Raw genomic sequence first — 13,121 nt, forward strand, 5'->3', positions numbered from 1 at the left:
GCGGTTCGCCGTTACGAGGAGACCCGGGCCCTGAGCGCCCGGGTCTCGTCGTACGCGGTGCGGGACTGCTCGACGTCGGCCATGCGCTTCTTGGTCCACATCGCGAGTCCCCGCACCTGCTCCGCGGCCTCGCGGCCCAGCTCGGTGAGTGAGTAGTCGACGCGCGGCGGGATCACCGGCTTCGCGTCACGGTGGACCAGCCCGTCCCGCTCCAGGGTCTGGAGGGTCTGGGTCAGCATCTTCTCGCTGACGGGCCGGCCGACCCGGCCCACCGCCCTGCGCAGCTCGCTGAACCGGTACGGGCGCTCCAGCAGCTCGATCAGGACGAGGACGCCCCAACGGCTCGTGACGTGTTCCAGGACCAGGCGGTAGGGGCACATCGCCTCACCGGCGTCGTACCCGTCCGCTGCCTTGCTGCTTACTGCCATGCCAGTACCTTACTTCAAGGTGGGTACTTTCCAAGAGTTAGCGCACCTCCTATGGTGAGTGTCATCCGCACCCCACAAGGAGATGTACGTCATGAGCATTGTCGTCACCGGAGCCACCGGACACCTCGGCCGTCACGTCGTCGAGCAGCTGCTGGAGAAGGTCCCGGCCGAGCAGATCACCGCCGTCGTACGTGACGAGGCCAAGGCCTCCGACCTCGCGGCCCGGGGCGTACGGCTCGCGGTCGCCGACTACAACGCGCCCGCCACCTTCGACGGCCTCTTCTCGGCCGGCGACAAGGTGCTGCTGATCTCGGGCAACGAGTTCGACAAGGGCCGCGTCGGACAGCACCAGGTCGTCATCGACGCCGCCAAGGCGGCCGGTGTCGCCCTGCTCGCCTACACGAGCGCCCCCGGCGAGCTCACCGCCGCCCTCGCCGACGACCACCGCGCCACCGAGGAGGTCCTCCTCGCCTCCGGAGTGCCCTACACGCTGCTGCGCAACGGCTGGTACCACGAGAACTACACCGAGAACCTCGCCCCCGTCCTGGAGCACAACGCCGTCGTGCAGGCCGCCGGTGACGGCCGGGTCGCCTCCGCGTCGCGCGCCGACTACGCCGCCGCCGCGGTCGCGGTGCTGACCGGCGAGGGCCACGAGAACGCGACGTACGAGCTGAGCGGCGACGAGGCGTGGGGATTCGTCGAGTACGCCGCCGAGCTGAGCCGGCAGACCGGCAAGGAGATCGTCTACAGCCCGGTCTCGCCCGAGGCCTTCACCGGCATCCTGACCGGCGCCGGACTGCCCGAGGTCCTGGCCGGGATCCTCACGGGTGTCGAGTCCTCCATCGAGAAGGGCGAGCTGGCCGCCACCAGCGGCGATCTGTCGCGGCTGACCGGGCGTCCGACCACCCCGCTCGCGGAGGCCGTCGCCACCGGACTCAAGGGCTGATCCCGCAGGACCGAGGACCGGTCCGGCCGGCGCCGAGGGCCGGATCCGGCGGCACGCCCGCCCGCCTCGGTCGCCGGACTCCGGGTGCCGGGGCCACACCGCTGCCTGTCATGACCGTATGGCGATACGGGCATGACAGGCAGCGGTGTGCGGCGCTACCGTCTTGGAGGCCGCACGCAGGGTTCCGACGGCTCGGGACCGGCCGGGCGGTGGGGGCGCGGTGGGCGTCCGTGACGCGCGCGAGAAGGAGTTGCCGGTGGCCGGGAAGCCGAGGGGCGAGCAGCACACAGGTCTGCTGAACGGCTTCGCCGCGTACGGCATGTGGGGGCTCGTCCCCCTCTTCTGGCCGTTGCTCAAACCGGCCGGAGCGGCCGAGATCCTCGCCCACCGGATGGCGTGGTCGCTGGTCGTCGTCGGTGCCGTGCTGCTCGTCATGCGGCGGTGGGCCTGGGCGGGCGAGCTGCTGCGGCAGCCGCGCAAGCTGGGCCTCGTCACCGTCGCGTCCGCGGTCATCACCGTCAACTGGGGCGTCTACATCTGGGCGGTGAACTCCGGGCACGTGGTCGAGGCCTCGCTCGGGTACTTCATCAACCCCCTCGTGACCATCGCGATGGGCGTGCTGCTCCTCAAGGAACGGCTGCGTCCGGTGCAGTGGGCCGCCGTCGGGGTCGGCCTCGCCGCCGTCGTCGTCCTGACCATCGGGTACGGCCGGCCGCCGTGGATCTCCCTCTGCCTCGCCTTCTCCTTCGCCACGTACGGCCTCGCGAAGAAGAAGGTCAACCTCGGCGGCATCGAGTCGCTCGCCGCCGAGACGGCGATCCAGTTCCTGCCGGCGGTGGCGTACCTGCTCTGGCTGGGGTCACGGGGTGACGCGACCTTCGGTACGGAGGGCGCGGGGCACGCGGCGCTGCTCGCGGCGACCGGCGTGGTCACCGCGATCCCCCTCGTCTGCTTCGGCGCCGCCGCGATCCGCGTACCGCTGTCCACGCTCGGCCTGCTCCAGTACCTGGCGCCCGTCTTCCAGTTCCTCCTCGGCATCTTCTACTTCCACGAGGCCATGCCCGCCGAGCGGTGGGCCGGGTTCGCGCTCGTCTGGGTCGCCCTGTCGCTGCTGACGTTCGACGCGCTGCGGACGGCCCGGCGCGGGGCGCTGGCACTGCGGGAGGCGGCCCGGGCCGGGGCCACCAGCGAGGTGGCGGTCCCTGTCGTACCGGAGCGCGCGTAGCGCTGCGCCGGGCGGCGGGTGGTGGCGGGTCCGGTGCGGCCGGGTGCGTGATGCGGCCATGCGGCCCCTGCGACGCCTGAGGAGCCGGGTCCGGGGCGCAAGCCCCAGGACAGGGCCGAGGGACAGGGCCGAGGGACAGGGCCGAGGGGGCGAAAACCTGCTTCACGCGCGAGGGGCGTGAAGGGTGCGTATAAGTGAAGGCATGACGCCGACTCCCGTACCCGTCCACTGGAAACTCGTCATCGACGCCGCCGACCCCCACGCCCAGGCCGACTTCTGGTCCGCCGCGCTCGGGTACACGGCCGAGGACAACAGCGCCCTCATCGAGCAGCTGCTCGGTCTGGGCGCCCTGCCGGCCGAGGCCACCGTCGACTTCCACGACCGCGCGGCCTTCCGGGACCTGATCGCCGTACGGCACCCCGACGACCCCTACGACACCGAGCGCGGCACCGGTCTGGGGCGGCGGATCCTCTTCCAGCGGGTCCCCGAACCCAAGACGGGCAAGAACCGCCTCCACCTCGACCTGCACCCCGGCGAGGGACGCCGTGACGACGAGGTCGAGCGGCTGCGTGCCCTGGGGGCGGCCATCCTGCGGGACGTGAAGGAACCGTCCGGCGCGTGGGTGGTGATGGCGGACCCCGAGGGGAACGAGTTCTGCGTGCACTGAGGGCCCGCACGGGCCCCGTCCTCAGCGGTGGTGGGCCCGGGTCGGGGACGGGGCGGGTGCCCGTCGGGCGGCGGGCGGCCTGCGGGTCATTTCCCGGGTCGTCTCGACGCGTTCCTCGTTCAGTGCCCGCGCGGCCGCCGGGGCCGGCCCCAGGCGCAGATGGGACGCCACCGTCGGCGGCAGCTTCCCGCCGACCGCCAGATCGGTCGCGACGTGGGAGCGGAGTGCCGCGACCACCGCCAGGTGACGCCGCAGCTGCTCCGGTGGGAGCGACGCGACGGAGACGTTCACGGCGGCGCGTACGTCCGCCGGGTTCGTCGGGATGGGCGCGGCGCCCTGCACGTTCGGTGTGCGGGAGCCGGGCGCCGAAGGGCGGCTGTGTGCGTTCCCGTCGCCCGGACGGCCCGAGGGGTCGGACGCCGGCGACGGGACCGTGCGCCAACTCATCATGCCGGTCAGCTCGTTGACGCTCACCACCACGCGGGGGCGCGGTGCCGTCCCGGTGGGGGCGCCGTGGGACACCGGTGAGCGGCTGTACGCGGCGGTGACCCGGGCGCGATCGAGTACCGGGGAGAGGAGCGCGCCGGACGTGCGGGCGGCGCCGCTCGTGGCAGGGGTGGGGGCGGGCTGCTGCGGCGCGAGTGCGGGCCTGTTCCCGATCTCGTCGGCGGACCTCTCGGCTCGTCGCCCGCCGGGCACTCTCCGCTGTCCCGATCGCCTCCCCATCGGCTGATCCCCTTCCGTCACCGGTTCCCGTGGATCTGCTTCTTCCCCTTACCTCCCCCTGATGCGCCGCCGTCACTCGCCCCGGGAGCCGCGGGCCGGCCGGGACGGGTCGTTCACAGGGAGCGGGCGCGCTCGGTGAGGCGCCCCATGCGGGTGCGGGCGGACTCCAGCTGTCCGATGTCGTCGGCCGCCGGACCGCCGTCGGCGGCGAGTTCGGCCCAGACACCGATCAGGTCCCGCCCGAGGTGCAGACCCTGGAGCGGATCGCGCACGGCCCGCCACGCGGTGGCCGCGCTCTGCACGTTGCCGTACGCGCCCTCCGCGTCCCGCTGCCGCCGCCGCACCCGTGCCAGATCGAGCGACAGGTGGAACGACCTCAGCGCGTCACCCGCCAAGTAGGCGATGTAGGCGGTCAGTTCGCGCAGCTTCAGCACCTCGGGGTGTTCGTCGCCGAGTGCCTGTGCCGCTGCCGCGACCGTGCGTTCCGCCGTCCCCGCGGCCTCGTCGATACGGCCCATCTTCACGGCCTCGTTGATCCGGGCGACGGGCTCGGCGTAGAACGCCGTCGTGCCCCTCCCCGGGTCCGAGGTGTCCGGGTCCGGCGCGAGCACGGCCTCGGCCACCGCGTCGAAGCCGCGCACGGGAGCGGGCTTCGGCTCCGGTTCCCGTTCGGAAGCGAGCAGGGACAGCGCCTCCGTCGCCGGGGCCGAAGGCTTCGGCGTGGGAGCGGACGGCGGCTCGACGACGGGGGCCGCCATCACCGGTGCGGGTCCGAACCGCCCCAGCGGAGCGGGCACCGGTTCCGGCGCCGACCTCAGCACCTGGGTCACCCCACCGCCGGGCAGGGGCAGGAACTCCGGCTGGGGATCGGCGTCGGGCTCGACGAGCGGCTGCGGCCGCAGCTTGCGCAGGACCACGGTGGACGGGGCGGAGGTCACGGGCTTCACCGTTTCGGCGGGCCGGGTCGGCTCGACGGGCTCGGGCGCCCTCACGGGTGCCGGTGCGGATGCGGATGCGGGTTCAGGTGCGGGTGTGGATGCAGGTGCGGGCGCCGGCCGGGGGGCCGACGGCGCCGCTTCCGGACGCGGCGGCGTCCCTTCCGGGCGCACCGACGTCCGTACCGGCTCACCCGTGTAACGACTGGAGCCGTCGGCGGACACCTGGAGGGGTACGACGAAGCCGATGCGCTCGTCGTGCACGCTGGCGAGGACGGGGTGGCCGACGGCCAGCGCGAGGCGGTGGAGGTGCCTGAGGATCGCGGCCTGCACCGGCTCCCCCGGCTTGGCCACGATCGGCCTTCCGTCGGCCGTCGCCACCACGGAGGCGCCGTCGGCGGACGCCGGGGCGGCGGGCGTCGCCGGTACGCGCACCTCGATCGGGGTCTCCCCGGTGGCCGGCTGCCCCCCGGCACCGGCCGCCGGGTACTGCCGCTGAGGTTCTCGCTGCTGATCGCGGCTGAGTCGAGACATCGGTTCCCTCACGAAGGGGTGGTCGGGGGCGAGGACGGGATGGGGTGCGGGGACGAGCAACGGGGCGGTGACGGCGGGTGCGGCGTGTCCGCCGTCGACGCGGTGGACGCGGGCCGGCGGAGTGGGTGCGGGCCGCTGCGGGACGGGGTCGCGGCCGTGACCGTGGTCCCTGTGCTCGTACCCGCTCGGCGGCGTGTACGCACACCCCCGCTACGCCACCCGGTCGCTCTCGTACGCGTGGTCCTCATCCTCGCCTCCCCCCATCCTTCGGTCCCCGCCGGGGTTCCGGATCCGCGGACGGCCGCTCTTCACGCCGTGAGGTGGAGGTGCGGACCGGCCGGATGGCTTCCGCCGTCCCACGATCAGCTCCCGCCGCTTCCCGGTCCGGTCGGCCCCGCCCAGAGTCGAGTCTCCCCGATCCCCCTTGTTTCCCAGGTCACCACGACGTCACAGGCTCGTCCCAGGGCAGGTCGGGCACCCTGGACAACTAGATGCGTACGCATATATTGTCCACGCATGCAGTCGCCGCGTCGCGTTCCGTGGCGCGTACCCCAGGGGGAGCCATGACCCGGAATTTCCTGTTCGTGCTGGGCAGCAGCCGCGCCGAGGGCAACACCGAGCTGCTGGCCCGCAAGGCCGCCGAGCAACTGCCGCCGGACGTCGGGCAGCGCTGGCTGAATCTGGCCGATCACGCTCTCCCCGACTTCGTGGACCTGCGCCGCGACAGCGACCACGTCCGTCCGCCCACCGGCACCGTCCCGGGGCTGCTCCTGGACGCCACGCTCGCGGCCACCGACATCGTGATCGCCTCGCCGCTGTACTGGTACTCGGTGTCCGGCCTCACCAAGCGCTACCTGGACTACTGGTCGGGCTGGCTCCGCACGCCCGGCATCGACTTCAAGGAGACCCTCGCCGGGCGCACCCTGTGGGGTGTCACCGCCCTCGCGCACGAGGAGCAGGCGGTCGCCGATCCCCTGGTGGGCACGCTGAACAACTCGGCCGCCTACATGGGGATGCGGTTCGGCGGGGTCCTGCTCGGCAACGGCAGCCGGCGCGGCGACGTACTGAACGACGCCGACGCCCTGGCCCGGGCGAAGACCTTCTTCGCGCAGGAACCGCCGCTCGCCCGCTTCCCGTACGAGGCGTGAGCACCCCGCGTCCGGATGCCGTCAGGCGGTGATGTCCTTGGCCGTGAAGCGTGCCCACGCCGCCGAACCGAACACGGCCGCGTACAGCGCCTGGAGGCCGAGGTTGCGGGTCAGGTCGTCCCAGTAGACCGGGTCGCGCATGAGGTCGGCGAAGGACAGCCAGTAGTGGGAGAAGAAGTACGGCTGGAGCGCGTGCAGCTGGGGGATCTGGTCGAGGATCTGGACGGTGATGAGCAGGCCGACCGTCGTCGCCATGGCCGCGATGCCGCTGTTGGTGAGGGTCGAGACGAACAGGCCGAGCGCGGCGACGCCGATCAGTGACGCGGCGACGGCGAGGGCGATGAGCAGCGCCCGGCCGAGGCCCTCGGTGAAGCTGATGCGGGTGCCGGAGATGGTGGTCAGCTCGCCCAGCGGGAACAGCAGTGCGCCCACCGTGAGCGCCGACACCGCCACGACCAGGGTCGCGACCAGGCAGAACGTCATCGTGGTCGCGTACTTGGTGAGGAGCAGCCGGGTGCGGCCCGCGGGTGCGACGAGGAGATAGCGCAGGGTGCCCGCGTTGGCCTCGCCGGCGATCGCGTCGCCCGCGATGACCCCGACCGCCATCGGCAGGAAGAAGGGGAGGGTCGCGGCCAGCGCTGTGAACACCAGGAACAGGCCGTTGTTGGTGATCTGCGCGATGAACGCGGGGCCCTCGCCGCCGCCTCCGCCCGCGGACGACCCGTCGCTCGTCTCGATCCGGATCGCCACCCCGATGAGGATCGGCACGGCCGCGAGGACGCCGAGCAGGGCGATCGTCCGCCAGCGCCGGAAGGTGGTGACCAGTTCGCTGCGGAAGAGACCGAGGGTCCAGAGGGGGTTCGGTTTCCGGCTCGGTTTCCGGCCGGTCCGCGGGCTGCGTGCCGGGGAGGCGGCGGGGCGGGGCGGCGTCGTGTCCGGCCCGCCCGTCCCGGGGGTGGCCGGCGCGCCCGCTGCCGTGTCCGTCGCGACGTCGGCACCCTCCCCGGTGCGGCCCGTCTCCGGAACGCCACCCTCCCCGGTGCGGCCCGTCTCCGGAACGCTTTCAGCCCGCGACATCGAAGCCCTCCCCCGTCAGTGCCACGAAGGCGTCCTCCAGCGAGGCCCGTTCGACCCCGAAGCCGCGGACCCGGACACCCGCCGTGACCAACGCTGCGTTCAGGTCGGCGAGTTCGCGGTCCGGTGGTTCGGCGGTCACGCCCGTCTCCGTCACGACGAGATCCGTCACGCCCTGCTCCTTGAGCACCCGGGCCGCGTCGCCCCCGTCCGGGGTGGTCACGACCAGCCGTCCGCGTGCGCCCGCCGCGAGGTCGGCGACGGCGCCCTGGGTGATGAGCCGGCCCCGCGCCATCACGGCGGCGTGGGTGCAGACCTGCTCGATCTCGTCGAGGAGGTGCGAGGAGAGGAAGACGGTGGTGCCGTCGGAGGCCAGTTCCCTGACCAGGGAGCGGATCTCGCGCATGCCCTGCGGATCGAGGCCGTTGGTCGGTTCGTCCAGGACGAGCAGGCGGCGCGGCTGGAGCAGCGCGGCCGCGAGCCCGAGCCGCTGCTTCATGCCCAGGGAGTACGCCTTCGCCTTCTTGGTGCCCGCCGCGGTCAGCCCGACCCGGTCGAGGGCGGCGGCGACGCGGGCCCGCCGGGTGCGGGGGTCGGCCGCCGGGTCGGCGGCGTCGTACCGCAGGAGGTTGTCCCGCCCGGAGAGGAAGCCGTACAGCGCGGGGCCCTCGATCAGGGCCCCGACGTGCGGGAGCACGGCCCGCGTGGCCCGGGGCATGGGCTGCCCCAGGACACGGGCCGTGCCCGAGGTCGGCTCGATCAGGCCCATCAGCATGCGGATGGTGGTGGTCTTGCCCGAGCCGTTCGGCCCGAGGAAGCCGAAGACGCTGCCCGCCGGGACGGTCAGGTCCAGACCGTCCACGGCGAGCTGTCCGCCGCGGTAGCGCTTGCTCAGTGAGCGCGTGACGATCACGGCGTCGTCGTCGGACGCGGTGCCGCGCGCGGCGTTCGCCGGATCGGGCTCGGCGGCGGACAGCTCCTCCATGGGCTCCCTCGGTTCGGCGTGCCTGCGGGAATCAGTGGGCCGCGTCGGCCGCCTTCACCAGCGCGGCCTTGGTGACGGCACCGGCGTACACCTTGCCGTCGTCCGTGATCAGCGCGTTGACCAGGCGGGTGGAGAAGACCGTGCCCGAGCCGAACTTGCCGGTGACGTGGTCGCCGAGGGAGTTCAGGAAGCCGTCGACGTCACTGTTGCCGGACGAGCCCTTCGCGCCGGAGGGCATGCCCTTGCCGCCCGTGTCGAACTCCGCGATGGTGCTCCAGCCCTTGCCGATGGTCTTCACCCCGTCGAGACCGGCCAGGTCCTTGTCGCCCTTGCGGAGCGACTCGTCGCCCTTGGGGAACGCCTTGTCCGGACCCTGGTGCCCCGGCGTCTTCCCGGCGCTCTCGTGGTCGTCGCCCTCGGTGACCTTCGCGCCCTTCGGCGGGGTGAAGGCGAACGTCGACGCGGCGGGCCGGGAGAAGTCGACCTTGGTGAAGCCCGCGTCCACGACGGCCGCGCCACCGCTCGCCGGGGTCAGCGTGAACTTCAGCGGCAGCCCGGTCTTCGCGTCCACCGCGATGCTGATCGCGCCGACCGTGGAGCCGGACTGCCGGGGCTTGACGACCAGCTTGTACGCGTCGCGGCCCGCAACCTGCGCGGTGCCGTCGACGGTCACGGACGTCGTGTCGTCCACGGACTTGAGGGCCTCGTCGGCGAGGTCCTTGGGAGTGGCCGGCACGTCGTGCGGCGCCTTGCCCTTCGCACCCGCGGACTCGGGGGCGGTCGCGTGGTAGACCTCGTTCGACTTGCTGTCGTACCCCCACACGTCCTTGCCGTTGTGGATGACGCTGTACTCGGAGGCGTTGTCGAGGAGGGAGACCTTGCCCTTGTCCGGGCCGTCGGCGGCGACGCGCAGCGTGTGCGTGCCGGAGGCCAGCTCCATGAGCTTGGACTGCGGGTCGGCGGAGGAGCCGCCGTCACCCTTGACGGCGCCGGACGCGAAGCCGCTCGCCAGGCCGCCCAGGTCGGGCAGTCCCAGGTCGGTGGTGATCTTGACCGTGCCGGACAGCTGCTGGACGTCCGACTTGGCGATCTTCTCGATGAGTTGCTGCGCGGTGACCTTCGGCAGGTCGGGGTCTCCGGACGAGGCGAGTGCGGGGACGAGCCCGATGGTCGCCGCCGCCACCCCCACCACCGCGACCGGAACGACGTACCGCGCGGCCCTGTGTCGCCCGGTCCGCACGTCGTCGGCCTCGTCGGCGGCCTGCGCGCTGTCGTCGGTTTCGTACGGTGCCATGTGTGCCTTACCTCCGTCGTCGGCGGCGGCTCTGTGGTCCTGCCCCTGCTCCACCCCTAAGCCGCCATTCTCACCCGAACCGGTGAGGAGTGGTGCTCTCCATATGACCAAATCGGCGCGATGGAAGCGTCAGCCCGCGGAATCAACTCCGCGTAGTCCTGCGGTATGACACGAGAGGGCGGCGCCTGCCCCGACCCGTAGGGGTCGTACCGGGGCGGGCGCCGCCCTCTCGGCACGGCGGGGCACCGACGGCCCGGAAGAACCGTCGGGAACGCCCGTGTCGGCTCGGACGACAGGCAGGCGGGCCGGTCAGCCGGCCCGGTGCACCACGGCGTCCGCCAGCTCGACCAGAGCGGCCTTGGCGTCGCACTCGGGCAGCGGGGCCAGCGCGGAGCGCGCGTCCTCCGCGTACCGCACGGTGTCCCGGCGGGCCTGCTCCAGCGCGGGGTGCTCCCGCAGCCGGGTCAGGGCCTCGGCGTGCCGCGCGTCGTCCGTGAGGTCGGAGTCCAGCAGCTCGCACAGCGCGATGTCCTCGGCGAGGCCCAGCCGCTCCGCGCGCTCGCGCAGCCGCAGCACCGGCAGCGTGGGGATGCCCTCGCGCAGGTCGGTTCCCGGGGTCTTGCCCGACTCGTGCGACTCGGAGGCGATGTCGAGGACGTCGTCCGCGAGCTGGAAGGCGACGCCGAGGCGCTCGCCGTACTGCGTCAGCACGTCGACGACCGTCTCGTCGGCGCCGGACATCATCGCGCCGAAGCGGCACGCGACGGCGACCAGCGAGCCGGTCTTGCCGCTCAGCACGTCGAGGTAGTGATCGACCGGGTCCCGGCCGTCGCGCGGTCCCGCGGTCTCCAGGATCTGGCCGGTCACCAGCCGCTCGAACGCCTCGGCCTGGATGCGGACCGCGTCGGGCCCGAGGTCGGCCAGGATGTACGAGGCGCGGGCGAAGAGGAAGTCTCCGGTGAGGACGGCCACCGAGTTGCCCCAGCGGGCGTTCGCGCTGTCGACACCGCGCCTGACCTCGGCCTCGTCCATCACGTCGTCGTGGTACAGCGTGGCGAGATGGGTCAGCTCGACGACCACGGCCGAGGGCACGACACCCGGCGCGTAGGGATCACCGAACTGCGCGGCGAGCATCACGAGCAGCGGCCTGAACCGCTTTCCCCCGGCACGCACGAGGTGCTGGGCGGCTTCCGTGATGAAGGGGACCTCGCTCTTGGTGGCTTCGAGCAAGCCCTCCTCGACAGCCGCCAATCCGGCCTGGACATCGGCTTCGAGAGCCTGGTCCCGCACGCTCAGCCCGAACGGCCCGACGACGGTCACGAGAGGTTCTCCTGTCTGCTGACGATCACATGGCGAACTCGGTCGATCATTCGGTCGATGACACGGTTTGTCGATGTGTCGCTGCCATCACTCAAGTCAGCGTATCCGGTCACGTTTCGATCACCACGAGCGCCCACCGTCCCCCGGCCGAGTCGACTCCGCCAGGACGTACGCGGGATGACACCTGTAGGGCACACGCAACACACCCGTCTGCCTCGCTCCGCGAGTACCCCTCCTCCCGGGCAGTATCCGGAGGCCGACGGTATGTTCATGATCAGTTGATACGAGCTGACATACGACGACATGTACCGAGGTCCGAGGTACGCGGAAGAGGGTGGCAGTGTCCCGCAGCTCCGTGGAAGCCGAACCCGGCCCGCCCCCGGCCGACGACACCGCCTTCCTCGGCCAGCCCAGGGGGCTCCTGACGCTCTCCGGCCTGGAGGTCTGGGAGCGGTTCTCGTTCCTCGGCATGCAGGCGATCCTCGTCCTCTACTTCGCCGACACCGTGTCCCACGGCGGGCTCGGCATGGCGCCGGGCACCGCCGCCTCGGTCTCGGCGGCCTACGGAACGCTCGTCTACCTGGTCTCCGTCGCCGGCGGCTGGCTCGCCGACCGGATGCTCGGCGCGTACCGCGCGGTCCTGTGGGGCGGCATCCTGATCGCCTGCGGCCACTACGCCATGGCGATCCCGGCGGCCGCCGCGACCTGGGCGGGCCTCGGCCTGATCAGCGCGGGCACCGGCCTGCTCAAGCCGAACGTCGCCACCATGGTCGGCAAGCTCTACCGGACCGACGACGAGCGCCGCGACGCCGGTTTCGCCCTCTACTACATGGCGATCAACATCGGCGCCTTCGCCGGTCCCCTGATCACCGCCTGGCTCGGCGACCACGAGGGCTGGCACTGGGGCTTCTCGGCGGCGGCGGTCGGCATGACCTTCGGCCTGATCCAGTACGTGGCGGGCCGCCGTCACCTGGCCGGGCGCACCCGCGCGGCGGAATTCGCCCTCGCGCCGGACGCCATGCGCCGCGCCGTCCGCGGGATCGTCCTCGGACTGCTGGCCGTCGCGGTCCTCGCCGTGCTCCTCGCCTCCGTCGGCTGGCTGACCATGGACCGCTTCGTCGACCTGCTGACCGTCGTCTCGGTGATCCTGCCCGTCGTCTATTTCTGGGTGATGTTCACCAGCCCCCGGGTGACGTCCGAGGAACGCGGCAGGCTGCGCCCCTACGTGGTCCTCTTCCTCGCCTCGACCGTCTTCAACTTCATCCTCTTCCAGGCCTACTCGACGATGATCCTGCTGGCCTCGTCGAACGCCGAGTCGACGATCTTCGGCTTCGACTTCCCGGCCGGCTGGTACGCCTCCGCGCTGGGTGCCTTCGAGGTCGCCCTCGCGCCGGTGGTGGCCGCCGTCTGGATGCGGATGGGCACCCGCCAGCCGCACGCCTCGAACAAGATCGCCCTCGGGGTCGTGCTCGGCGGTCTGTCGTTCCTGCTCATCGTGCTGCCGACCTCCGGCCACAGCGGGGACGACTACCTGATGTCGGTCTGGTGGATCGTCGGCTCCTATCTGCTGCTCGGCCTCGGAGACGTCCTCCTGGAGACGTCCGGCCTGTCCGCGACCACCAAGCTCGCCCCGGCCGCCTTCTCCAGCCAGACGATGTCCCTCTGGTTCCTGTCCCTCGCGCTCGCCAACGGCATCCAGGCCCAGACGGTGAAGCTCTACGACGACGTCTCCAAGCCCGCCTACTTCGGCGTCAACGGCGCGATCGCGGTGGCGGCGGGCCTGGCCGTGATGGCCCTCGCCCCCTGGCTCCGCCGCACGATGCATCCCGTCCACTGAGG

General features: G+C 72.3%; 12 protein-coding genes. 5 read left to right on the forward strand and 7 right to left on the reverse strand.

From position 1 onward, the window contains the following. Positions 1-11 precede the first annotated feature (11 nt). Positions 12-428 (reverse strand): winged helix-turn-helix transcriptional regulator, encoded by a 417-nt coding sequence (locus tag OG406_RS17615; RefSeq protein ID WP_164369630.1) that lies wholly within the window; start codon positions 426-428, stop codon positions 12-14. Between the two features lie 91 nt (positions 429-519). Here OG406_RS17615 and OG406_RS17620 point away from each other — a divergent pair, with 91 nt between their 5' ends. The 3 genes from OG406_RS17620 (at position 520) to OG406_RS17630 (ending at position 3,266) form a co-directional block, all read left to right on the forward strand. Then, on the forward strand, positions 520-1,374 hold the full coding sequence (locus OG406_RS17620; RefSeq protein ID WP_329186576.1) for an SDR family oxidoreductase: 855 nt from the start codon (positions 520-522) through the stop codon (positions 1,372-1,374). Between the two features lie 256 nt (positions 1,375-1,630). Continuing rightward, positions 1,631-2,599: an EamA family transporter RarD gene (rarD, locus tag OG406_RS17625; protein ID WP_267051571.1), complete on the forward strand. Its 969-nt coding sequence runs from the start codon at positions 1,631-1,633 to the stop codon at positions 2,597-2,599. Positions 2,600-2,801: 202 nt separating this feature from the next. Continuing rightward, positions 2,802-3,266 (forward strand): VOC family protein, encoded by a 465-nt coding sequence (locus OG406_RS17630; RefSeq protein ID WP_329186579.1) that lies wholly within the window; start codon positions 2,802-2,804, stop codon positions 3,264-3,266. Between the two features lie 21 nt (positions 3,267-3,287). Here the strand turns inward: OG406_RS17630 and OG406_RS17635 are convergent, their stop codons facing one another. Both OG406_RS17635 and OG406_RS17640 read right to left on the reverse strand, forming a co-directional pair. After that, positions 3,288-3,992, reverse strand: coding sequence for a hypothetical protein (locus tag OG406_RS17635; RefSeq protein ID WP_326842567.1), 705 nt, complete (start codon positions 3,990-3,992; stop codon positions 3,288-3,290). A gap of 113 nt (positions 3,993-4,105) precedes the next feature. Beyond that, positions 4,106-5,461 carry a tetratricopeptide repeat protein gene (locus tag OG406_RS17640; protein WP_329186582.1) on the reverse strand — a complete coding sequence of 452 codons (1,356 nt, stop codon included), beginning with the start codon at positions 5,459-5,461 and terminating at the stop codon, positions 4,106-4,108. 563 nt (positions 5,462-6,024) lie between these two features. Between OG406_RS17640 and OG406_RS17645 the strand changes: the two genes are divergently transcribed. Then, positions 6,025-6,609: a flavodoxin family protein gene (locus OG406_RS17645; RefSeq protein WP_164369624.1), complete on the forward strand. Its 585-nt coding sequence runs from the start codon at positions 6,025-6,027 to the stop codon at positions 6,607-6,609. A 21-nt stretch (positions 6,610-6,630) separates the two neighbouring features. On the opposite strand, the gene OG406_RS17650 is transcribed toward OG406_RS17645, so the two are convergent. The 4 genes from OG406_RS17650 to OG406_RS17665 all read right to left on the reverse strand — a co-directional run bounded on the left by OG406_RS17650 (position 6,631) and on the right by OG406_RS17665 (position 11,282). After that, positions 6,631-7,686, reverse strand: a complete 1,056-nt coding sequence (locus OG406_RS17650; RefSeq protein WP_329186585.1) for an ABC transporter permease — start codon at positions 7,684-7,686, stop codon at positions 6,631-6,633. Continuing rightward, complete coding sequence (locus OG406_RS17655; RefSeq protein ID WP_329186587.1) at positions 7,673-8,668, reverse strand: ABC transporter ATP-binding protein; 996 nt, start codon at positions 8,666-8,668, stop codon at positions 7,673-7,675. The genes OG406_RS17650 and OG406_RS17655 overlap by 14 nt, the downstream gene beginning before the upstream one ends. Positions 8,669-8,699: 31 nt before the next feature. Beyond that, on the reverse strand, positions 8,700-9,962 hold the full coding sequence (locus tag OG406_RS17660; protein ID WP_266615711.1) for a LolA family protein: 1,263 nt from the start codon (positions 9,960-9,962) through the stop codon (positions 8,700-8,702). Positions 9,963-10,271: 309 nt separating this feature from the next. Continuing rightward, positions 10,272-11,282 (reverse strand): polyprenyl synthetase family protein, encoded by a 1,011-nt coding sequence (locus OG406_RS17665; RefSeq protein WP_081218804.1) that lies wholly within the window; start codon positions 11,280-11,282, stop codon positions 10,272-10,274. A 340-nt stretch (positions 11,283-11,622) separates the two neighbouring features. On the opposite strand from OG406_RS17665, the gene OG406_RS17670 reads away from it, so the two are divergent. Continuing rightward, a complete protein-coding gene (locus OG406_RS17670) occupies positions 11,623-13,119 on the forward strand; it encodes a peptide MFS transporter (protein WP_164369620.1) in 1,497 nt (498 codons plus the stop codon). Positions 13,120-13,121 lie beyond the last annotated feature (2 nt).

This window comes from Streptomyces sp. NBC_01428 (assembly GCF_036231965.1).
Classification (GTDB): domain Bacteria; phylum Actinomycetota; class Actinomycetes; order Streptomycetales; family Streptomycetaceae; genus Streptomyces.